We start from the raw sequence: 19,856 nt of genomic DNA, 5'->3' as shown, positions 1-19,856 counted from the left end.
CATGACCAGCCCTGCCCGCCGTCACCTTATGCGCCAGTCAGCGGTCGAGGCCGCGCAGCGGGAGAATGACCCGCTGCGCCACGCCAACGGCTATGAACGGATGATGCTTAAACTCAATGAAGATAAGCGAAAGCTCAAACAGGTGCGCTCACAAGAGCGTAAGGCCGAACTCAAGCGCCAACTGCTGCCGGACTATGCCCCCTGGGTTGCCGGTGTGCTGGCCGAAGGTCGCGGCGCGCAGGACGCCATTCTGATGACGGTCATGATCTGGCGTCTGGATGCCGGGGACATTCCCGGCGCGCTGGACATCGCCCGCTATGCGCTGCGCTACCAGTTGGCGCCGCCGGGCAATTTCGCGCGCTCCACGCCATACCTCATCGCAGAAGACGTCGCCGAGTCTGCCACCCGCGCCTTTGAGGCCGGGGAGCCGGTCAACATTGACCACCTCACGCAGACGATGGAACTCACCGACGCAGAAGACATGCCCGACCAAGTGCGCGCCAAGCTGCACAAAATCACCGGGTACGTCTTGCGCGCGGCGGGCAGGGCTGAACTGGCATTGAACCACCTTAAGCGTGCGCTGCAGTTGCATAACGGCTGCGGCGTGAAAAAAGACATTGAACGGCTGGAGCGGGCAATACGCACCGCCGCCAGCCGCTGACAGAACGCGCCCCGCGCCGGGCGGCACGACGGCCGCGACAGGTTTCACCTCGTCAACGCCGTCGTCCACCGCCCCCTAACTTTCTGAGGTCATATGAGCACCGTTGTGATTAAGCGGCCACGCCCGGACGCGCCAGCACCGCGCCCGGAGGATGAGCCGATCGTTAAAAACGTCTTTTTCTGGCCGGACATTGACCCGGCGGACGTGCGCGACGTGATGCGCATTGAAGGCACCATCACCGCCCCGCGCCTGCGGCTGGCAATTAAAAGCGCGATCGCGGAGGTCAACGCCGAGCTGTTCACTTTCCGCCGCGACCAGATGGCCGACGGCTATCAGCGGCTTGAGGATGTGCCGGGCGAACAGCTCGACGGCGAAAGCGTGCGGGTGAGCGAATACCGCAACGCCGTTAGCGCGATGACCATGGCGACGCTCTCGGAGCAATACCGCAGTTTCGACACCACCGCCACCGGCGGCCGTAAGGCTGATGTGGTCGAAGCCTCGATCGGCGAGCTGTGGCGCAATGCCCGCAACGCGATCAGTAACGTGGCCGAGCGTAGCCACTGCATCATCGGGCTGCTCTGATGAGAGTCTACGCCCTGCAGGGCGACACCGTTGACGCGATTTGTTGGCGCTACTACGGGCGCACGCAGGGCGTGGTTGAGCAGGTCTATTCGCTAAATGAAGGGCTGGCCGCTGCCGGGGCGATTTTGCCCCACGGCCACCCGGTTGAGCTGCCGGACGTGACCGCCGCACCGCAGCGTGAAACCGTCAATTTATGGGATTAAAAACATGGAGCGCATCACCTCATTTTTAGCCTACGCGGTGGCGATGTTCCTCGCGTGGATCGGCAAATATTCGCCGCAGGACATCGCTTTTATGGTTGGCGCCGCCGTCGGTGTCGGCACATTTCTCGTTAACTGGTACTACCGCCGCAAAAGCTACCAGCTGTTGAACAAGCTAGGCGTTAGCCGGAGGGTTTACGATGAACTCAATCGCTAAACGCTGCAGCGTGGCCGCCGTGCTGGCGCTGGCGGTGCTGTTGCCGCAATTCAGCGCGCTGCAGATCTCTGAGACCGGGTTGCGCCTGCTGGCCGATTTTGAAGGTTGCCGCTTATCGCCTTACCAATGCCAAGCGGGCGTCTGGACAAGCGGCATTGGCCACACGGCCGGGGTAAAGCCCGGCACGGTTATCAGCGAGCGCCAAGCTGCCGTTAACCTCGTTGCCGACGTATATCGTGTGGAGCACGGCATAGGCCGCTGTATGCCTGTCACGATGCCGCCGCCGGTTTATGACGCGGTGGTGTCCTTTGCCTTTAACGTCGGCGTCACGGCCGCCTGCGGCTCTACGTTGGCCGGTTTCATCAAGCGGCAGGACTGGCGCAACGCCTGCCAGCAGTTGCCGCGCTGGGTGTTCGTCAACGGCGTCAAATCGCCGGGGCTGGAACGGCGTCGGGCGGCGGAGCTGGCCCACTGCCTGATCGGGGCCGCGCAATGAGCCGCGCGATCGGCTGGTTTCTGGTGCTGGCGCTGGTCGTCGCCGGTTGGATGAAATGGCAGGTTGTCACGTTGGGGGAACGGCTGGAAAGCGCCCGGCAGGAGAACGGCCGGATTGCGGCGGCGCTGACCGATACCCGCGCGGCGATCGACACGTTGCAGGCGGCGGTAGGTGTGCTGGCGCAGGAAGAGGAAAAGTTAAGGGGCGACCTAAACGCCGCGTACCGGCTGGCGCTGACGCGCGAGCAGAAAATACAGAGGTTACTCAATGAAAATCAGCAATTACGGGACTGGTTTAACACTGCTTTGCCTGCTGACGTTGCCCGGCTGCACCAGCGCCCCGGCTTCACCGGCGCCGCGGATTATCTACGTTGGCTGTCCGAAAGTGAGTCTGTGCCAAATCCCGGCCAGCCGCCCGGCGACTAACGGCGATCTGAGCGCCGATATTCGCCAGCTTGAAAACGCCTTGGCGGCCTGCGCGGTGCAGGTCGAAACGATAAAACAGTGTCAGGAACAACACGATGTTAAAACCGCAACAGCTCCGCGCTGAGCTGACAAGCTGCCTGCTGTGGCTACAGCGCAACCCTGAAAATCTGCAAGTGCGGGTAGAACGCGGCAATGTGGCCGCCACGCTTGCCGCCTCGCTATCCCATGAGTACCGCTATACGCTTAACCTGCTGTTTTTGGACTACACCGGCGATCTGGATTTAATCATGGTGCCGATTCAGGCATGGCTACGAGAGAACCAGCCGGACATCATGGCAACCGAGGAAAAGCGCCGCACCGGGATCACCTTCGCGAGTGACTTCAACAACAACGGCTCTTACGATTTCAGCGTATCGCTGCAGCTGACCGAGCGTATAGTGGTCAGCGAACAGAACGGCGCACTACACGTTAAGCACCTGCCGGAGCCGCCGTTACCGGAGGACATCACGCGGCCGATGCAGCTCTTTGTTCACGGTGAATTAGTGAGTGAATGGCATGATCGAGCTTAATCCCTTTGACACCCGGCTTGCCGGGCTGATTGCCAAGCTGTCGCCGCAGTCTCGAAAGTCGCTGGCCGTTGCCGTTTCAAAGCGCCTGCGCGCCGGTCAACAGCAACACATCAAACGTCAGCAGGCGCCGGACGGCACACCCTACGCGCCGCGCAAAACTCGGCTTCGAAACAAAAAGCGCCTGCGCGAACGGGCAATGTTCTCCAAGCTGCGCACGGCCCGTTACCTGAAAGCCCAGGGCAACAGCGATGCGGCCGTGGTTGAGTTTGTCGGGCGGGTTCAGCGTATGGTCAATGTGCATCATTTTGGCCTGCGCGATCGGCCGACGCCGCACAGCGAGGCGGTAAAATATGAGGCCCGTCCTTTACTTGGGTATTCAATCAGCGACATTAAAGCTATAGAGGAAGTAATTATTTACCACCTTCTTGATTTGAATTGATACTAAACTTATGTTCTTGCTCTCTACATTTAAATATGTGTTCATTTAGTTTTTTATGGTTGGTTATCCCCCAGATTAAGCATGCGGAAAAAATCAATAGGGACATGAATATAATAAATGATATTTTTCTCATGTCATCCCAAGAGTTTATTGCATCAATTAACTCTTGGTTTTTTTTCTCATCCTTTAATGCAATGTATTCGCATGCTGCACGATATGCATCATATGGATGTGTTTTAATGATTCTCGTGCAAGCACTAATGTTTAATGTTTTGTTTTTCTTGAATATCCCTGTCGGGATGATTACATCATTTTGGGAAACTAAAAGTGATGTGTCTTTATAGTTGAAGTTTGTATAACCCGATTTTGGGAAGCTACTTAATAGTGATATGGAGAATGCTATTATGATGATGATTATGGCAACTAAGAGGGCGGTATCATGAGGAGATGACTTGCTTTTACCTACGGTTCCGAAGAAAGAGGTGAAGTAAAAATTTTTTTTTGAAATCTCGCCAGTAAGTAATCCATTAGATAATAACTTTGCATCCTTGGTGTTTGCAACTTTAACGCCATTTAATAACATGAACTTCTGAGTGTAGAATATCTCATCGTCAGCCCTGCCTAAGACTCCTTTTTTGAAATTCAATCCGGCAATTCTTAATAAAATTCGGAATAGTGCGGAAACCCCACCACAGCGCCAAATGATAATTGCAGCGCAAATTAATGAAAAGAAAAATCTGAATGTTTCTGGGAACGTCTGCTCTATTCCAAACATTATTCTCTCCTTAAATAAATCCGAAACGATATTAGCAAATTTTTAGCTTGTTGTGTCTTTAGCCTTCCAACCTCTCCTCATTGTCGCCGCCCGCGCCGGGCGGCATCCTTCCAGCATGAACAATCAACACGACATTTTGCGCCTGCTGCGCAACCTGATCCGCATCGGCACCGTGAGCACCGTTGACCTCGATAACGGCCTGTGCCGCGTCGAAACCGGCGGCAATCTTACCGATTGGCTGAATTGGCTAACCTGTCGCGCCGGGCGTACTCGCAGCTGGTCGGCGCCCTCGGTCGGTGAGCAGGTGCTGATCTTTGCGCTGGGTGGCGAACTCGATACCGCGTTTGTGCTGTGCGGCATTTTCTCCGATGACTTCCCGGCCCCGTCTGCGTCGGCGGATGCGCTGCACATCGCGTTCCCGGATGGTGCGGTCATCGAGTATGAACCGGAAACCGGCGAGCTGAGCGTGTCCGGCATTAAAACTGCCAACGTGCAGGCCTCGGAGTCCATCACCGCCAGCACCAAAGTGGTGATCGTTACGGCTGACAAAATCATGCTCGATGCACCAGAGGTGGTCTGCACCAACAAACTCACCACCGGCACGCTGGAAGTGCAAAAAGGCGGGGCGATGCGCGGGAACATTGAGCACAGCGGCGGCTCGTTCTCGTCGAATGGCGTCGTTGTTGATACGCACGCCCACGGCGGCGTCCAGACCGGTGGCGGACAAACGGGGAAACCAACATGAACAGCGCCAAATATATCGGCATGAACCGAGGCACCGGCCGCACGCTGACGGACATCGAGCATATTCGCCAGTCCGTGGCGGACATCCTGATCACGCCGCAGGGTTCGCGCCCGATGCGCCGGGCTTATGGCTCGTTGCTCTCTGAGCTGCTCGACCAGCCGCAGAACGACGCGCTGCGCCTGCAGATTATGGCCGCCTGCTACAGCGCGATTTTGGCGTGGGAGCCGCGCGTCAAGCTGACCGGCATCGTTTTTAATACCACCTATGACGGCAAGATGGTGATCGACATCACCGGCACCCGCACCGATGCTCCCGGCGCGCTGTCGCTGTCTGTTCCTGTGAGCTGAAACCATGGCAACGATTGACCTTTCACAGCTGCCCGCGCCGATCGTCGTTGAGGTGCTGGATTATGAAGATATTTTGGCGGAGCGTAAGGCGACGCTGATTTCGCTTTACCCGGAGGAACAGCGGGAGGCCGTCGCGCGCACGCTGTCGCTGGAGTCGGAGCCGATCGTTAAGCTGCTGCAGGAGAACGCTTACCGCGAGGTGATTCTGCGCCAGCGCGTCAACGATGCCGCGAAAGCGGTGATGCTGGCGTATTCCACCGGCGAAGACCTCGACCAGCTCGGCAAAAACTTTAATACGCCGCGACTGGTGATCGCCCCGGCGGATGAGAGCACCATTCCGCCGACACCGGCAGTCATGGAAGCGGATGAAGATTACCGCCTGCGCCTGCAGGATGCTTTTGAAGGCATGAGCACGGCTGGATCGGCCGGTTCCTATCGTTTTCACGCCCGCTCGGCCGATGGCCGGGTGGCCGATGTGACGGCAATCAGCCCATCACCGGCTAACGTGACCGTCACCGTGTTGTCGCGGGACGGCGACGGCACCGCCAGCCCCGAACTGCTGCAGGTTGTCCGCGACGCGCTGAATGATGAGGACGTGCGCCCGGTTGCCGATCGCGTCATCGTGCAAGCGGCCAAAATAACCCGCTATGGCATTGATGCCACGCTGTTTCTCTATCCCGGCCCGGAGGTTGCGCCGATCCTCACGGAGGCGAAACAACGTTTGCAAAATTATGTACTGACCATGCGCCGCTTAGGCCGCAGTATCCGGCGTTCCGGCATCATCGCCGCGCTGACCGTAGAAGGTGTTGAACGTGTCGAAGTTGCTCAACCGGTCGCCGACATCGTGCTAGATAAAACGCAGGCGGGTTACTGCACCGGCGTGAACATCACACCGGGGCGCGCCGATGACTAACCGCTTATTGCCTGTCGGCTCCTCACCGCTGGAAGTTGCTGCCGCTGCCGCGTGTGCCGAGCTGGAGCGCGTGCCGGTTCCCCTGCGTGACCTGTGGAACCCGAAAACCTGCCCGGTGCATCTGCTGCCCTATCTGGCGTGGGCGTTCTCTGTCGATCGCTGGGATGAGGCGTGGCCGGAGGACGTGAAGCGGGGCGTGGTTTCGGCTGCGTTCTACATTCACCGGCACAAGGGCACCATCGGCGCCGTGCGCCGCGTGGTGGAGCCGCTCGGCTACCTGATTAACGTTATCGAATGGTTCCACACCGATGGCACCGATCCGCCCGGCACATTCCGGCTGGATATTGGCGTGCTGGAAACCGGCATCACCGAGGAAATGTATCAGGAAATGGAGCGCCTGATCGCCGACGCCAAGCCCCTGAGCCGCCACCTGATCGGCCTCAACATTTTGCAGGACATCCCCGGCCGGATTTACACCGGCGCGGCCGCGATTGATGGCGATGTCATTACCGTTTACCCCGGATAAGAGAAAATCATGAACAAATACAAAGCGATTATTACCATCGCCGGGGCGGCCAAGATTGCCGCCGCCAGCGCGGGCGGCACGCAGTTGAAAATCGTCTCTATGGCCGTCGGCGACGGAAACGGCACGCTGCCGACACCTAACCCGGCACAAACAACGCTCGTCAACGAGAAATACCTCGCGGCGCTCAACGGGCTGACTATCGATAAGGCGCTGAAAAATCACATTCTGGCCGAGATGATTATTCCGGCGAACGTCGGCGGCTTCTGGCTGCGTGAAATGGGCCTCTATGACGAGGCCGGGACGCTGATTGCCGTCAGCAACATGGCGGAGAGCTACAAGCCGAAGCTGGAAGAGGGCAGCGGCCGAACGCAGACGCTGCGCATGATCCTGATTGTCAGCAGCACCGAGGCGATTCAGGTGATCGCCGGTGGCGACACCGTGCTGGCGACCAAGGATTTTGTGGCCGACGCGATCGCCGCGCATGAGAAAACCCGAAACCACCCGGACGCCAGCACCACGGCGAAAGGGCTGGTACAGCTGAGCAGCGCAACGAAAAGCACCGACGAAACGAAAGCCAGCACCCCGAAGGCGCTTAAAACGGTCAGCGATGCCAGCATGAAAAAGGCCGCCAATCTGTCCGACTTGCCAGACAAGGCCGCCGCGCGTGGCAATCTGGCGCTGGGTGATGCCGCGACGCGCAACGTCGGGGTAGAAGGCGGGCAACTAATGGCTGTCGGCGCGTTTGGTCTGGGGGCGGGCGCGCGGGCTTTCGATAACGCTTATTGCAACACTGCGCAAATTTACCGGCTGAATGCGACCTCTGAGAACAAGCCGCCGATCGCTGGAAATATTGCCGCCGGGGTGCTGAGCCTGCCTTGCGATGCCGCACCCTCAACGGGCTATGTCAGCGTGTCGGGGCTGGGACATGGTTTTATTGGCCGTTCTAACCGTCCTGAAAATGGGGTGGTGTGGTCACGGATTTACACCACCGATTACAAACCAACGGCCGCCGATGTCGGCGCATGGAGTAAAACCGAAGCTGACGGCCGTTTTCTGATGCTGTCCGGCGGCACGGTTAAAAAACTGGCTATTAAGCCCGGTAGCGCTGAAACGGATGGGGATTCACTGAGTATTGAGGGAAACCAGCATACGCCGTTGGTCATGAGCCGCCCTTCAGCACAGAGTAATTTATCAATCGGTTTCCAAGTCGCCGGGAAGGCACTGATGCGTCTTGGTATGGGGATCGATGACGAGCTGCATTGGGGCGCTGAAGCTAATCAGGGAGCAAACCCGCGTATTTATACGACGGCGAAACCGCCTACCGCGCAAGAAACCGGTGCGCTGACGGATGCGCAGGCTATGCAGAAATATGCGCTCCGATCCATCAAGGTGAACGGCAAACCGTTGAGCGGGGATGTCAATCTATTGGCGGGGGATGTCAACGCATGGAACAAAACCGAAGCGGATGGCCGCTATGTAAAACAGACCGGCGACACGATGAAAGGGGCGTTAACTCTGCCGCGTATCGTATTCCCGAACGAAAATACCGCCAATGCTGACGATGACTTAAATCGCGAAAATGGCTTTACCGTTGAGTCATTGGTTGCCACTACCAATAAGGGCTATCCCGTGCCGGGCGGCATGGGGGTGTTGTTTACCGGGAAAGTGAACGAGTTCCGCAATGTGCAATTTGCCGTAGGCTCCGGCGATATGGCGTTTTATTTGCGCTCGATGCGAAAAGACAACTCGGCTTCGCTCCGCTGGGCACGAGTTTATACGACGGACTACAAACCGACGGCGGCTGACGTTGGCGCGCTGACCGACGCGCAGGCCGCGCAGAAATACGCGCTGCGCTCTATCAAGGTGAACGGTAAGCCGCTGTCCGCCGATGTGAATTTGCTGGCCGGTGACGTTAACGCGTGGAATAAAACCGAAGCAGATGGCCGCTATCTGGCGAAGACTGGCGGGCAGCTAACCGGGACGCTAAAGACCAGCGCGGAGATCCAATCTACCCATATTGATAATTATCGCATGGTCGGCGGCGGGTTCGGTTCCTTCTGGCGCAATGACGGCAACCGGCTTTATCTGCTGCTGACAAACGAAAATGACCAATACGGCACATTCAACACCCTGCGTCCGTTCTCTGTGGATGTCAGAACCGGCGCCGCCGCTTTTGAGTCGGGTATTCATATCGGCGGTAAATGGCCTGCGATCACCACCTCCAGCGGGACAACGTGGCATCCGGACGGAAACGTACAGGGGTCAGCATGGGGCGGATACCTCAGCAACTGGCTTAATCAAAATATCTCGGCTGCGCAGAACAATGCGCAGAATTGGGCGTATCAGAATCTGGTTCAGGGCGTGCGCATGGCCGGGCGCACGGTTATCTCGGATACCGGCGGCCGCATCGATTTACCGTCGGGCTGCGTTTATACCGGCATGTCCGGCTCAAACTACAACCCCTCAATCTGGGGCGCTTATTCAGCGGTTCAAGTGCTGATTAACGGCACATGGGCAACAATTGGAACGGTGTAAAATGCAACACATTAAGAATTTGAAAAGATACGCGCCGGAAGAGTTATTCCTCGGCGAGAACGTGATTTATCTTCAGGATGATAACGGTATTGACTGGTACGCCGCGCAAAAATTGTTTTCGCTGGACACCGTAAAACTGGCTTATGACGAAAGCGGCATTATCTGCGCGATTAACCGCGATGTGTCGATGTTGTGGCCGATTGGGTTATCGGTTATTGAGCTGAACCCTACGAAGCTGCCAAAGCGCTGTCTGGCGAATGGTGAGTGGGTGTTTGACGGTAAGAAGGTGAGCCAGCGCGCCTATTCTGCCGAAGAAATGATGGCGAGGGCTGAAGCCAGAAAAAATGAATTACTGGCGATCGCGGGTAAGGCTGTTGCGCCGCTTCAGGATGCTGTTGATTTGGATATGGCGACCGAGGCAGAAAAAGCGCTGTTGGCGGACTGGAAAAAATACCGCGTGACGCTGAATCGCCTTGATATGTCAGCCCCGGAAATTGACTGGCCGGTGGCGCCCGCCGCCTAAGAAAAAAGCCCGCAGCGATGCGGGCTTTTGTATTTGCGGTATTCCCTGATGTTGCCGCATCTACCTTTCGACATTACCCCGCCCGGCTAAAATCCGTCCAATTGATTGCATAGATCAATACAGCGTTATTGATCGGCGCGAGCGATCGTTATTTCCTCAAAATCTCCCAATCCGGCCCGGCCTGTTGTCTGGTCGGCCTTCCAGCACCCACCGCGTGCGGCCCGGCGCGCCGGGCATCATCATGCCTGCACCTACTCACCACCCGGAGCAAATTAATGGGCGATTATCATCACGGCGTGCGCGTCGTCGAAATCAACGACGGCACCCGCGTTATTTCCACCGTATCGACGGCAATCGTCGGCATGGTCTGCACGGCGGAGGATGCTGACGCGTCGGTTTTCCCGCTCGATACCCCGGTACTGATCACCGACGTGCTGGCCGCTTCCGGCAAGGCCGGTAAAAAAGGCACGCTGGCGGCGTCGCTGCGGGCGATCGCCGAACAGACGAAGCCGGTCACGGTGGTTGTTCGCGTTGCCACCGGCAAAGACGCGGCGGAAACCACCTCCAACATCATCGGCGGCGCGAACGCGGAAGGCCGTTACACCGGCATGAAAGCGCTGTTATCTGCACAGGTTGAGCTGGGCGTTAAGCCGCGTATCCTCGGCGTGCCGGGGCTGGATAATCAGGAGGTCGCGACGGCGCTGGCCGGAATTTGCCAGCAGTTGCGCGCGTTCGGCTATATCAGCGCCTACGGCTGCAAAACCGTGCAGGAGGCTACCAAGTACCGCGACAATTTCAGCCAGCGCGAGCTGATGCTGATCTGGCCGGATTTTGTCAGCTGGAACACTACCGCCAACCAGAGCGACATCGCCTACGCCACCGCCCGCGCGCTGGGCCTGCGTGCCAAAATCGACACGGAAACCGGCTGGCATAAGACGCTTTCAAACGTTGGCGTTAACGGTGTGACCGGCATCACCGCCAGCGTGTTCTGGGATTTGCAGGCGCCCGGCACCGATGCCGACCTGTTAAACCAAGCGTGCGTCACCACCCTTATTCGCAAAGACGGCTTTAAATTCTGGGGTTCCCGCACCTGTTCCGATGATCCGTTGTTCCTGTTCGAGAACTACACCCGCACCGCGCAGGTGCTGGCCGATACCATGGCCGAGGCGCACCTATGGACCGTTGACCGCCCGGTAACGCCTACGCTGGTGCGCGACATGATTGACGGCATCAACGCGAAATTCCGCGAGCTGAAATCCGCCGGGCTGATTATCGACGGCACTTGTTGGTACGACGAAAGCGCCAACACCAAGGAAACCCTGAAGGCGGGCAAGCTGTTTATCGATTACGACTACACGCCGGTGCCACCGCTGGAAGATTTAACCCTGCGCCAGCGCATCACCGATCGCTATCTTGCGACGTTTGCGGCATCCGTGAACCGCTAAAGGAGACGTTAGAACATGGCACTGCCGAAAAAACTGAAATACCTGAACCTGTTCAACGACGGCTACAGCTACATGGGCGTGGTGTCCTCGCTGACGCTGCCGAAGCTCACCCGCAAGCTGGAGAAATACCGGGGCGGCGGCATGAACGGCGCGGCCTCCATCGATATGGGGCTGGACGATGACGCGCTGGCCGTTGAGTGGTCGATGGGCGGCATTGATGAGCTGGTGTTGAAGCAGTGGGGCGCCGTCGATGCTGTGCCGCTGCGCTTTGCCGGTTCCTTCCAGCGTGACGACACCGGCGAGGTGTCCGCTGTGGAAGTGGTGATGCGTGGCCGTCACAAAGAAATCGATTTTGGCGAGTATAAGCAGGGCGAGGATACCGAAACCAAGGTATCCACCGAGTGTACTTACTTCAAGCTGACCGTGGACGGCAAAGAGCTGATCGAAGTCGATACGGTGAACATGGTCGAAAAGGTCAACGGCGTTGACCGGCTGGCCGAGCATCGCAAGGCGATCGGCCTGTAATTTTTGCGCCAGCCCGCCGGGCTGGCCCTTTTCCCCCTGATTTGAGAGAACACCATGAAAGACGCAAAAGAAAATACCGTTACCCTCGACACCCCGATCCAGCGCGGTGAAACCACCATCACCGAGGTGCAGGTGATTAAACCGAACGCGGGCGCGCTGCGCGGCGTCGGGCTGGCGGCGATCGCCAACGCCGATGTTGACGCGCTGCTGGTTGTGCTGCCGCGTGTGACCGTGCCGAACCTGACCAAAGAAGAATGCGCGCGCCTGGAATTGCCGGACTTGGTAGCGCTGGCCGGGAAAGTGGTCGGTTTTTTGTCGCCGAACTCGGCGGTGTAATCCCCGACGCCCGGCTGGGCGTTGATGACCTGATGGCGGACATCGCGGTGATCTTCCACTGGCCGCCGTCTGAAATGGCCGGAATGACGCTCACGGAGCTGTTGAACTGGCGCCATTTGGCACTGCAACGCAGCGGAGTTAATCACGATGAGTAAAAGCCTGCAGCTACAGGTGCTGCTGAAGGCCGTAGACCAAGCCACCCGCCCGCTAAAGAGTATCCAACAGGCAAGCAAACAGCTTGCCGGTGACATCAAAACCACGCAGCAAACCCTCAAGGCTCTGGACGCGCAAAGCGCCCGGATTGACGGGTTTCGCAAGGCGCAGGGCCAGCTCGCTGTTACCGGACGGGCCCTGAAAAACGCCAAGGCTGAAGCGGCGGCGCTGGCCGTCCAGTTCAAGGCTACGGAAAAGCCCACAGCGCAGCAAGCGCGCTTGCTGGAAGCATCAAAGCGCGCCGCCGCCGAGCTGCAGACGAAATACAACGGTCTGCGCCAGTCGGTGCAGCGCCAGCGTGACGCGCTCAACGCTGACGGCATCGCTACCCGGAACCTGAGCGCCGAACAGCGCCGGTTGAAGGCCAGCGCCAGCGAAGCCACGACAGCGCTGGGCCGCCAGCGCGGCGAGCTGGATCGCCTGAGCAAGAAGCAAGAGCAGGTTAACCGCGTCAGCGCGCGTTACCGTGCCGGGCAATCGGCAACCGCGGCTGTCCGTAATACCAGCGCGGCCGGGCTGGGTATCGCTACCGCCGGGCTGGTCGCTGAAGGGGCGTTTATTGCGCCGGGGGTGCAGTTCGACAGGCAGATGTCAGACACGCAAGCCACGTTAGGGCTGGCGAAGGATGACCAGCAACTGGCCGCCATTCGCCAGCAGGCGCGGGATATTGGCGCCACCACTGCGTTTTCGCCGACGGACGTCGCCCGCACGCAATCCGTATTGGCAAAATCCGGCTTTAACGGCGATGCCATTCTGAAATCGACCGAATCAACGGTAAATCTGGCGCTGGCCTCTGATCTGGACATCGCCGACGCGGCCGACATCATCACCAACATGCAATCGGCGTTTAACATGCCGATAGACGAGATCCAGCGCGTCGCGGACGTGATGACCAAGGGCTTCACCAGCTCGAACAGCAACCTGATGGATTTTGGCGAAGCGATGAAGTACGTCGCGCCGATCGCCGAGGCTGCCGGGGCCAGTATCGAGGACACCACCGCCTTGCTGGGCGTGTTGGCTGATAACGGCATCAAGGGGTCTATGGCCGGTACGGCGGCCAGTGCGATGTTTACGCGGTTACAGGCGCCCGTCGGGCAGGCGGCTGATGCGTTGTCAGAATTGGGCGTAAAAACCAAGGACGGCAAAGGGAACATGCTGCCGATCGCGAACATCCTCAAGAAAATTAACGGCTCGTTTAAAACCAACAAGCTCGGCACCGCGCAGCAGGCCGAATACCTGAAAGTCATTTTCGGCGAAGAGGCGATGAAAGGCGCTATCAAGCTGATTGATGCCGCCGGTAACGGCAAGCTGAGCGAAAAACACAGCACCGTCACCCAGTCAAAAGGGGCTACGGCCCAGATTGCCCGAGTGAAGGTGGACAACCTCGACGGCGACCTGAAAAACCTGTTTTCGGCGTGGGAAGATGTTCGCATTGAGGTGTTCGACGGCCAGAATTCAGCGCTGCGCAAACTCACGGTTTCCGCCACTGAATGGCTGACCAAGGCCGGGGCATGGGTGAAGGCTAATCCTGAGCTGGTCGGCACGCTGGTGAAAGTCACGGCGGGCGTTACGGCCCTGATCGGTGGCCTCGCTGCGCTGGGCCTTATTGCATGGCCGGTGATGGCCGGGGTCAATATGTTGATCGCCGGGGCCGGGCTGCTGGGAACGGTCTTTACCACCGTCGGCGCCGGGATTGCGGCCGCATTCAGTGTGATCACCCTGCCGGTGGTTGCGGCGGCGGCGGTGATTGCCGGTGTGGCGTTGACTATCCGTAAATATTGGGAACCTATCAGCGCCTTTTTAACGGGTATTGGCGAAAGCTTCAGCGCCGCGCTTGTCCCGCTGGCCGGTGCGTTTACGCCGCTGCTGAGCATGGTGCGCAACGTGTGGCAGTGGTTCGGCAAGCTGATCGAGCCGGTGAAATCTTCACAGGCCGAACTCCAGACGGCCGCGCGCTATGGGCGCATGTTCGGTGAATGGATCGCGGCCGGATTGAGCCTGCCGCTGCAGCTGTTGGGCGGATTGCCCGGCCTGCTGACCGGCATTTGGGGCGTTGCGAGCGGCATTGCAGAGCGTGCCGCCGCCGTCTGGGACACCATCGGCGAGCGTGTTAACGCGGCATGGCTGGCGCTGAGCGCCGCCACGGTTCAGGCATGGGATCGGCTGACCGGTTGGCTTAATGGCAAATGGGAGGGGCTGGTAAACGGCGCTAAAGCGCTGCCGGGGCAGTTCAAAGAAGCCGGGATGAACATGATTAACGGGGTCATTGACGGCATTAGCGAGCGCTGGCAGGCGCTGAAAGACAAGTTTTCCAGCCTCACGGATATGCTGCCGGACTGGATGAAGTTTGGCGACGATGAGGCCGAGGTTAACCCGGCGATTTCATACAATCGCCCTGCGCCTGAGCTGATGCTGGGGCCGGGCTATGCGGGGGCATTCGACACGGGCGGCATCATCCCGCGCGGCCAGTTCGGCATCGTCGGCGAGCGTGGCCCGGAGATTGTCAACGGCCCGGCCAACGTCACCGGGCGCCGGAAAACGGCGGCACTGTCGGCGGCGATGTTATCGCTGTCAACGCCGGTGATGGCGTCGGCCCCGGCTGCTGCACCTGCCACGGCGCCAGCCCCGATCACGATTAAGGTGTACGGCGCCCCCGGCCAAGACGCGGCCTCCATTGCGCGAGAAGTATCGCGCCAGCTCGAGGCCGAACGACGCAAACACGCGGCCGCCGCGCGTAGCCGCATGATTTACGGAGATTCATGATGATGTTAACGCTGGGGCTGTTTGTTTTTATGCTGCAGACGCTGCCGTATCAATCCATGAGCCGCAACGCGGAATATCGCTGGCCGAGCAACGGCCGCGTTGGCCTGCGCCCGGCGGCGCAATTTCTGGGGATGGATGAGGAAAAAATCACGCTCTCCGGGGTGCTGCTGCCGGAGATCACCGGCGGCCGCTGGTCACTGCTGACGCTGCAACTGATGGCAGAGCAGGGCCGGGCGTGGCCGCTCATTGAAGGCACTGGCACGATTTACGGCATGTTTGTGATCGAGTCGATTTCTGCAACGCACTCCGAGTTTTTCGCCGACGGCAGCCCGCGCCGCACAGAGTTCACGCTCAACCTGAAGCGAGTCGATGAATCCCTGTCTGCGATGTTTGGCGATCTGCGCCAGCAGGCCGGGGAACTGTACGATAAAGCCGGAGAGATGGCCGGGAAGGCCGCCGGTACTATGGGAGGATTGTTATCATGATCACCGGCGTAAGCCTGCCAGCGGGGGCGCGAGTTGCCCCGGATTTTTCGCTGTTGCTGCAGGATAACAACATCACGCAGAACATACGCAAGCGGCTGATTTCGCTGTCGCTGACGGATAACCGGGGCTTTGAGGCCGACCAGCTCGACATCGAGCTGGACGACAGCGACGGACTTATGGCGATGCCTCAGCGCAATGCGGTGCTGTCGCTTGCGCTCGGCTGGCAAGGCTCGCCATTGACGCCAAAGGGCCAGTTTACGGTCGATGAGGTCGAACACCGGGGCGCGCCGGACACGCTGACTATTCGCGCGCGTAGTGCGGATTTTCGCGGCTCGCTGAACACCCGGCGCGATGAGTCCTACCACGACACCACCCTGGGCGACATTGTGCAGAAGGTGGCTGCGCGCAATAAGCTGAAAGCTTCGCTGGCCGCCGGTCTGGGCACCATCAAAATCAGCCATATCGACCAGACGCAGGAGACGGACGCGGCATTTATTACCCGGCTGGCAACGCTCAACGGCGCGGTGGCGGCGGTGAAAAATGGCGCTCTGCTGTTGTTGCGACCGGGGAACGGCGCCACGGTAGGCGGGAAGCCGTTGCCGGTGTATACCATCACCCGGCAGGATGGCGATCAGCACAGTTTCAGCATTGCCGATCGGGATGCCTACACCGGCGTGACGGCGAGCTGGCTCAATACCAAACAGCCGAAGCCAAAGAAAGTGAAGCTGCAGCGCAAGCCAAAAGAGCAGCATTTGCGCGCGCTGCAACACCCGAAAGCGAAGCCGGGCAGCAGTAAAAAACCGGGGAAACCGGCGGAGGCGGCGAAAGGCGACTATCTGGTGGGGGCTGACGATAACGTGTTTGCGATCACCAAAATTTACGCCACAAAGGCCGCCGCGATGCGGGCAGCACAGGCAAAGTGGGAAAAGCTTCAGCGCGGTGTGGCTGAGTTCTCGCTGTCGCTCGCCATGGGGCGTGCCAACATCACCCCGGAAACGCCGGTACGCGTCAGCGGGTTTAAAGCGGCGATCGATGCGCAAGACTGGATAGTGAGCAAAGTTACGCACAATCTCAGCAATAGCGGCTTTACGACGGCGCTGGAGTTTGAGGTTTTGCTGTCGGATGTGATTTATGAAGTCTCGTAATGTGAATTGATGTTTTGTAAATTCACTTAAAGGTAGTTTTGTTCTCGATCGGGCGGAGTATTATCGCGACAAATGAGAGATTGAGAAGGGAATATCAACATGATGCATTGCCCGCTTTGCCGAACTGCCGCCCATGCCCGCACAAGCCGCTATCTAAGTGAGAACACTAAAGAGCGTTATCATCAATGCCAAAACATAAATTGCAGTTGTACTTTTGTGACGTTGGAATCTATTCAGCGGCAGATCGTATCACCGGGCAAAGTTGATATCGCGCCGCCACACCCAACCCGAAGCAATCAGGGAACACTTTGGATTTAACAAGAAGCCTGCGAAAGCAGGTTTTTTTATGTCCGTAAAATGGCTGTCGCCACTTTGTCGCCACAGGGTAGTTATGTGTTTTGCGAAGCATTGTTTTATAAGGATATTTTTCCAAGGCAACAAAAAACCCGATAATCTTGAACCTAAAAGGCGGGATTATCGGGCTCCACAAAATGGGGACATCAAAGAAAAGCAGTGGCACTAATTCAGACTGCGGCCCCCAACGAAAGTTCTGGTCAGCGACAAAAAAATCAAAATATTTTTATCGCCGATCCATCTCTCCCGCTAATCGATCAGCCGAGTATGCCCGGCCATAGCACCACGATGAGTGAACCCGCCAGCGTTAACAGCACGTTAGCGATGGCGTAGGTGCCGGCATAGCCCAACGCCGGGATGTTGCTGCGTGCGGTGTCACTGATGATTTCCATCGCCGGCGCACAGGTGCGGGCGCCCATAATCGCACCGAACAGCAGGGCGCGGTTCATGCGCAGCACGTAGGCGCCGAACAGGAAGCAGATAACCACTGGCACCAGGCTGACGATCAGCCCGGCAATCAGCATCTGGCCGCCGACCGCGCCCAGGCTGTGGCCGATGCCGGCGCCGGCGCTCAGGCCCACGCCCGCCATAAACACCATCAGGCCGAATTCTTTCACCATGTTCAGCGCGCCCTGCGGAATGTAGCCGAAGGTCGGGTGGTTGGCGCGCAGGAAGCCGAGCATGATGCCGGACATCAGCAGGCCGGCGGCGTTGCCGATGCCGAACGAGAAGTTACTGAACTGAATGGTGATCTGGCCGATCAGCAGGCCGATGATGAAGAAGGCGCAGAACGCCAGCAGGTCGGTCACCTGGCTATGGATCGAGATAAAGCCAATCTTCTCCGCCACGCTCTTCACCCGGCGCGCGTCGCCGCTCACCTGCAGCACGTCGCCCTTGTTGAGCACGATGCTGTCGTCGATCGGCATTTCGATCTGGCTGCGGATCACGCGGTTGAGGAAGCAGCCGTGGTCGGTCAGCTTCAGCTGGCTCAGGCGCTTGTTCACCGCGTTGCTGTTCTTCACCACGATCTCTTCGGTCACGATGCGCATGTCGAGCAGGTCGCGATCGAACACTTCCTTGCCGTTGCGGAAGCTCGGGTCCAGCCGCGCGTGGGCGTCCGGGTAGCCGACCAGCGAGATCTCGTCGCCCACCTGCAGCACCGCGTCACCGTCCGGGTTGGCCAGAATGCCATTGCGGCGGATGCGTTCGATGTAACAGCCGGTCTGGCGGTAGATGCCCAGTTCACGCAGGTTCTTGCCGTCGGCCCAGGCCACCAGCTCGGGGCCGACGCGATAGGCGCGGATCACCGGCAGGTAGACCTTGCGCTGGCTGTCGGTGTCCAGGCCGCGTTCGCGGGCGATCTGCTGGGCAGAGGTGGACAGGTCCTGGTGCTGCAGCTTCGGCAGGTAGCGCGCGCCGAAGATCAGGCTGACCAGACCGATCAGGTAGGTGAGGGCGTAGCCGAGGCTCAGATGATCCTGCGCCGCCAGCAGCGCCGGGCCGTTGACGATGGTGTTGCGCAGCGTGTCGCCGGCGCCCACCAGCACCGGCGTCGAAGTCATCGAGCCGGCCAGCATGCCGGCGGTCAGGCCGATGTCCCAGTGGAACAGTTTGCCGAGACCGATGGCGAGCACCATCGCCGAGCCGACCATCACCAGCGCCAGCATCAGGTAGTTTTTGCCGTCGCGGAAGAAAATCGAGAAAAAGTTGGGCCCGGCCTCCACGCCGACGCAGAAAATAAACAGCATAAAGCCGAGATTCAGCGCCTCGGTGTTAATGGCGAAGTGTTGTTGGCCGAGCAGCAGCGAAACCACCAAAACGCCAATGGAATTACCGAGTTGGACGGAGCCCAGACGGAGTTTACCGAGGCACAGCCCCAGTGCGAGTACCACGAACAGTAACAGAATGTAGTTACCGTTTAACAAACTAGCGACGTTTATGTTCACGGAGGATAACTTATTGTTTACCAGTAAGTGCTTGATATAGATAACTATAAGAGATAAATTTAGCCTTAAAACGACGTCATAAATCACCACCAGCGTAAGGCGAAGCGAACCATCGTTCGGCGGCGTTCATTCTAGACGCTATGACCGATGACAGCCAGCACAGAAAGCTGATTTCCTGCGCCGCCGTGCGCATTTAACTCTCTTTTGACCAAGGAAAAAATTCGGTTCAGCGTCTCCGCGCGGGGGCCGGGCCGATTTCTATTGATGCAGTAATTGGGCGGGGGAGAATTCGCATGACGAGTTATAGATATTGGCTGGGCATTCTCAGCTGTTTTCTGTTGTTCAGCCTGGTGTTTCTCGGCCAGCAAACCGGCCTGTTCGGCAGTACGGATCATGAGCACCATGGCGAAACCGGCCTGCTGCTGTTTGTGATCCCCGGTGCGATAGCCAGCTATCTGTCGAGCCGCAAGCGGCTGCTTTGCCCGCTGCTCGGCGCGCTGTATGCGCTGCCGCTGTGCTTGCTGATCCGCCACTTCTGGCTGACGCCTTCCTCTTCGTTCTGGCAGGAGCTGGCGTACGCCACCAGCGCGGTGTTCTGGTGCGTGTTCGGCGCGATGCTGATGTTGTTCGCCCTCGGCCTGTTGCAGACGCTGCAGCAGCTGCACCGGCGGCAGCGGCAATAAAAAAAGGC

General features: G+C 58.7%; 26 protein-coding genes. 24 read left to right on the top strand and 2 right to left on the bottom strand.

The annotated features are described in order from the left end of the window. Position 1 precedes the first annotated feature (1 nt). The 9 genes from ACYF6X_RS12095 to ACYF6X_RS12055 all read left to right on the top strand — a co-directional run bounded on the left by ACYF6X_RS12095 (position 2) and on the right by ACYF6X_RS12055 (position 3,589). A complete protein-coding gene (locus ACYF6X_RS12095) occupies positions 2-661 on the top strand; it encodes a phage terminase small subunit (RefSeq protein WP_033649039.1) in 660 nt (219 codons plus the stop codon). A gap of 93 nt (positions 662-754) precedes the next feature. Next, positions 755-1,243, top strand: coding sequence for a head completion/stabilization protein (locus ACYF6X_RS12090; RefSeq protein WP_023447568.1), 489 nt, complete (start codon positions 755-757; stop codon positions 1,241-1,243). Beyond that, positions 1,243-1,446, top strand: coding sequence for a tail protein X (locus tag ACYF6X_RS12085; protein WP_015379118.1), 204 nt, complete (start codon positions 1,243-1,245; stop codon positions 1,444-1,446). Before ACYF6X_RS12090 ends, ACYF6X_RS12085 begins: the two co-directional genes overlap by 1 nt. A gap of 4 nt (positions 1,447-1,450) precedes the next feature. Further along, positions 1,451-1,660 carry an HP1 family phage holin gene (locus ACYF6X_RS12080; protein WP_031231709.1) on the top strand — a complete coding sequence of 70 codons (210 nt, stop codon included), beginning with the start codon at positions 1,451-1,453 and terminating at the stop codon, positions 1,658-1,660. Further along, positions 1,644-2,156, top strand: coding sequence for a lysozyme (locus ACYF6X_RS12075; protein WP_406880035.1), 513 nt, complete (start codon positions 1,644-1,646; stop codon positions 2,154-2,156). The genes ACYF6X_RS12080 and ACYF6X_RS12075 overlap by 17 nt, the downstream gene beginning before the upstream one ends. Continuing rightward, positions 2,153-2,581, top strand: a complete 429-nt coding sequence (gene lysB / locus ACYF6X_RS12070) for an Rz-like lysis system protein LysB (protein ID WP_406880036.1) — start codon at positions 2,153-2,155, stop codon at positions 2,579-2,581. The genes ACYF6X_RS12075 and lysB overlap by 4 nt, the downstream gene beginning before the upstream one ends. After that, positions 2,475-2,705, top strand: a complete 231-nt coding sequence (lysC, locus tag ACYF6X_RS12065) for an Rz1-like lysis system protein LysC (protein ID WP_230199882.1) — start codon at positions 2,475-2,477, stop codon at positions 2,703-2,705. The genes lysB and lysC overlap by 107 nt, the downstream gene beginning before the upstream one ends. Beyond that, positions 2,677-3,150 carry a phage tail protein gene (locus ACYF6X_RS12060; RefSeq protein WP_406880037.1) on the top strand — a complete coding sequence of 158 codons (474 nt, stop codon included), beginning with the start codon at positions 2,677-2,679 and terminating at the stop codon, positions 3,148-3,150. Before lysC ends, ACYF6X_RS12060 begins: the two co-directional genes overlap by 29 nt. Then, complete coding sequence (locus ACYF6X_RS12055; RefSeq protein WP_406880038.1) at positions 3,137-3,589, top strand: phage virion morphogenesis protein; 453 nt, start codon at positions 3,137-3,139, stop codon at positions 3,587-3,589. Before ACYF6X_RS12060 ends, ACYF6X_RS12055 begins: the two co-directional genes overlap by 14 nt. On the opposite strand, the gene ACYF6X_RS12050 is transcribed toward ACYF6X_RS12055, so the two are convergent. Continuing rightward, positions 3,561-4,364 carry a hypothetical protein gene (locus ACYF6X_RS12050; protein WP_346402099.1) on the bottom strand — a complete coding sequence of 268 codons (804 nt, stop codon included), beginning with the start codon at positions 4,362-4,364 and terminating at the stop codon, positions 3,561-3,563. The genes ACYF6X_RS12055 and ACYF6X_RS12050 overlap by 29 nt on opposite strands. A gap of 115 nt (positions 4,365-4,479) precedes the next feature. On the opposite strand from ACYF6X_RS12050, the gene ACYF6X_RS12045 reads away from it, so the two are divergent. From ACYF6X_RS12045 to ACYF6X_RS11980, 14 genes are all read left to right on the top strand, one after another. Next, positions 4,480-5,109, top strand: coding sequence for a phage baseplate assembly protein V (locus tag ACYF6X_RS12045; RefSeq protein ID WP_342205811.1), 630 nt, complete (start codon positions 4,480-4,482; stop codon positions 5,107-5,109). Continuing rightward, positions 5,106-5,456 (top strand): GPW/gp25 family protein, encoded by a 351-nt coding sequence (locus ACYF6X_RS12040; RefSeq protein ID WP_154870677.1) that lies wholly within the window; start codon positions 5,106-5,108, stop codon positions 5,454-5,456. Before ACYF6X_RS12045 ends, ACYF6X_RS12040 begins: the two co-directional genes overlap by 4 nt. Before the next feature lie 4 nt (positions 5,457-5,460). Further along, positions 5,461-6,369 (top strand): baseplate assembly protein, encoded by a 909-nt coding sequence (locus tag ACYF6X_RS12035; RefSeq protein WP_406880039.1) that lies wholly within the window; start codon positions 5,461-5,463, stop codon positions 6,367-6,369. Further along, positions 6,362-6,895: a phage tail protein I gene (locus ACYF6X_RS12030; RefSeq protein WP_353434132.1), complete on the top strand. Its 534-nt coding sequence runs from the start codon at positions 6,362-6,364 to the stop codon at positions 6,893-6,895. The genes ACYF6X_RS12035 and ACYF6X_RS12030 overlap by 8 nt, the downstream gene beginning before the upstream one ends. Before the next feature lie 9 nt (positions 6,896-6,904). Then, entirely contained in the window at positions 6,905-9,430 is a 2,526-nt protein-coding gene (locus ACYF6X_RS12025; protein ID WP_406880040.1) for a phage tail protein, read from the top strand. Position 9,431: 1 nt separating this feature from the next. Next, complete coding sequence (locus tag ACYF6X_RS12020) at positions 9,432-9,953, top strand: tail fiber assembly protein (RefSeq protein ID WP_406880041.1); 522 nt, start codon at positions 9,432-9,434, stop codon at positions 9,951-9,953. A 275-nt stretch (positions 9,954-10,228) separates the two neighbouring features. Continuing rightward, positions 10,229-11,398, top strand: coding sequence for a phage tail sheath protein (locus ACYF6X_RS12015; RefSeq protein WP_406880042.1), 1,170 nt, complete (start codon positions 10,229-10,231; stop codon positions 11,396-11,398). A gap of 15 nt (positions 11,399-11,413) precedes the next feature. Further along, positions 11,414-11,923: a phage major tail tube protein gene (locus ACYF6X_RS12010; protein WP_023447563.1), complete on the top strand. Its 510-nt coding sequence runs from the start codon at positions 11,414-11,416 to the stop codon at positions 11,921-11,923. A 54-nt stretch (positions 11,924-11,977) separates the two neighbouring features. After that, positions 11,978-12,259 carry a phage tail assembly protein gene (locus ACYF6X_RS12005; protein ID WP_406880043.1) on the top strand — a complete coding sequence of 94 codons (282 nt, stop codon included), beginning with the start codon at positions 11,978-11,980 and terminating at the stop codon, positions 12,257-12,259. A gap of 32 nt (positions 12,260-12,291) precedes the next feature. After that, positions 12,292-12,414: a GpE family phage tail protein gene (locus ACYF6X_RS12000; RefSeq protein WP_023456045.1), complete on the top strand. Its 123-nt coding sequence runs from the start codon at positions 12,292-12,294 to the stop codon at positions 12,412-12,414. Next, entirely contained in the window at positions 12,407-15,235 is a 2,829-nt protein-coding gene (locus ACYF6X_RS11995) for a phage tail tape measure protein (protein ID WP_406880044.1), read from the top strand. The genes ACYF6X_RS12000 and ACYF6X_RS11995 overlap by 8 nt, the downstream gene beginning before the upstream one ends. Further along, positions 15,235-15,720, top strand: a complete 486-nt coding sequence (locus ACYF6X_RS11990) for a phage tail protein (RefSeq protein WP_406880051.1) — start codon at positions 15,235-15,237, stop codon at positions 15,718-15,720. The genes ACYF6X_RS11995 and ACYF6X_RS11990 overlap by 1 nt, the downstream gene beginning before the upstream one ends. After that, positions 15,717-16,865: a phage late control D family protein gene (locus tag ACYF6X_RS11985; protein WP_406880045.1), complete on the top strand. Its 1,149-nt coding sequence runs from the start codon at positions 15,717-15,719 to the stop codon at positions 16,863-16,865. The genes ACYF6X_RS11990 and ACYF6X_RS11985 overlap by 4 nt, the downstream gene beginning before the upstream one ends. 99 nt (positions 16,866-16,964) lie before the next feature. After that, positions 16,965-17,183 (top strand): DNA-binding transcriptional regulator, encoded by a 219-nt coding sequence (locus ACYF6X_RS11980; protein ID WP_072265518.1) that lies wholly within the window; start codon positions 16,965-16,967, stop codon positions 17,181-17,183. Between the two features lie 293 nt (positions 17,184-17,476). Here the strand turns inward: ACYF6X_RS11980 and ACYF6X_RS11975 are convergent, their stop codons facing one another. Continuing rightward, positions 17,477-19,165 (bottom strand): aspartate:alanine antiporter, encoded by a 1,689-nt coding sequence (locus ACYF6X_RS11975; RefSeq protein ID WP_047728000.1) that lies wholly within the window; start codon positions 19,163-19,165, stop codon positions 17,477-17,479. A gap of 293 nt (positions 19,166-19,458) precedes the next feature. Between ACYF6X_RS11975 and ACYF6X_RS11970 the strand changes: the two genes are divergently transcribed. Next, positions 19,459-19,848: an inner membrane protein YbjM gene (locus ACYF6X_RS11970; RefSeq protein WP_033637808.1), complete on the top strand. Its 390-nt coding sequence runs from the start codon at positions 19,459-19,461 to the stop codon at positions 19,846-19,848. Positions 19,849-19,856 lie beyond the last annotated feature (8 nt).

This window comes from Serratia sp. ID 25-353, assembly GCF_054792795.1.
The sequence above is the reverse complement of the archived record's forward strand: the minus strand, read 5'-3'. Positions and strand labels throughout refer to the sequence as shown.

Coding starts and splice junctions, on each gene's coding strand:
- ACYF6X_RS12030 (WP_353434132.1), top strand. CDS start 6,362: ATGACTAACCGCTTATTGCCTGTCGGCTCCTCACCGCTGGAAGTTGCT.
- ACYF6X_RS12015 (WP_406880042.1), top strand. CDS start 10,229: ATGGGCGATTATCATCACGGCGTGCGCGTCGTCGAAATCAACGACGGC.
- ACYF6X_RS11985 (WP_406880045.1), top strand. CDS start 15,717: ATGATCACCGGCGTAAGCCTGCCAGCGGGGGCGCGAGTTGCCCCGGAT.
- ACYF6X_RS12025 (WP_406880040.1), top strand. CDS start 6,905: ATGAACAAATACAAAGCGATTATTACCATCGCCGGGGCGGCCAAGATT.
- ACYF6X_RS12050 (WP_346402099.1), bottom strand. CDS start 4,364: ATGTTTGGAATAGAGCAGACGTTCCCAGAAACATTCAGATTTTTCTTT.
- ACYF6X_RS12005 (WP_406880043.1), top strand. CDS start 11,978: ATGAAAGACGCAAAAGAAAATACCGTTACCCTCGACACCCCGATCCAG.
- ACYF6X_RS11990 (WP_406880051.1), top strand. CDS start 15,235: ATGATGTTAACGCTGGGGCTGTTTGTTTTTATGCTGCAGACGCTGCCG.
- ACYF6X_RS12060 (WP_406880037.1), top strand. CDS start 2,677: ATGTTAAAACCGCAACAGCTCCGCGCTGAGCTGACAAGCTGCCTGCTG.
- ACYF6X_RS12035 (WP_406880039.1), top strand. CDS start 5,461: ATGGCAACGATTGACCTTTCACAGCTGCCCGCGCCGATCGTCGTTGAG.
- ACYF6X_RS12055 (WP_406880038.1), top strand. CDS start 3,137: ATGATCGAGCTTAATCCCTTTGACACCCGGCTTGCCGGGCTGATTGCC.
- ACYF6X_RS12095 (WP_033649039.1), top strand. CDS start 2: ATGACCAGCCCTGCCCGCCGTCACCTTATGCGCCAGTCAGCGGTCGAG.
- lysB (WP_406880036.1), top strand. CDS start 2,153: ATGAGCCGCGCGATCGGCTGGTTTCTGGTGCTGGCGCTGGTCGTCGCC.
- ACYF6X_RS12090 (WP_023447568.1), top strand. CDS start 755: ATGAGCACCGTTGTGATTAAGCGGCCACGCCCGGACGCGCCAGCACCG.
- ACYF6X_RS12010 (WP_023447563.1), top strand. CDS start 11,414: ATGGCACTGCCGAAAAAACTGAAATACCTGAACCTGTTCAACGACGGC.
- ACYF6X_RS12045 (WP_342205811.1), top strand. CDS start 4,480: ATGAACAATCAACACGACATTTTGCGCCTGCTGCGCAACCTGATCCGC.
- ACYF6X_RS12040 (WP_154870677.1), top strand. CDS start 5,106: ATGAACAGCGCCAAATATATCGGCATGAACCGAGGCACCGGCCGCACG.
- ACYF6X_RS12085 (WP_015379118.1), top strand. CDS start 1,243: ATGAGAGTCTACGCCCTGCAGGGCGACACCGTTGACGCGATTTGTTGG.
- ACYF6X_RS12020 (WP_406880041.1), top strand. CDS start 9,432: ATGCAACACATTAAGAATTTGAAAAGATACGCGCCGGAAGAGTTATTC.
- ACYF6X_RS11970 (WP_033637808.1), top strand. CDS start 19,459: ATGACGAGTTATAGATATTGGCTGGGCATTCTCAGCTGTTTTCTGTTG.
- ACYF6X_RS11995 (WP_406880044.1), top strand. CDS start 12,407: ATGAGTAAAAGCCTGCAGCTACAGGTGCTGCTGAAGGCCGTAGACCAA.
- ACYF6X_RS11980 (WP_072265518.1), top strand. CDS start 16,965: ATGATGCATTGCCCGCTTTGCCGAACTGCCGCCCATGCCCGCACAAGC.
- ACYF6X_RS12080 (WP_031231709.1), top strand. CDS start 1,451: ATGGAGCGCATCACCTCATTTTTAGCCTACGCGGTGGCGATGTTCCTC.
- ACYF6X_RS12075 (WP_406880035.1), top strand. CDS start 1,644: ATGAACTCAATCGCTAAACGCTGCAGCGTGGCCGCCGTGCTGGCGCTG.
- ACYF6X_RS12000 (WP_023456045.1), top strand. CDS start 12,292: ATGGCGGACATCGCGGTGATCTTCCACTGGCCGCCGTCTGAAATGGCC.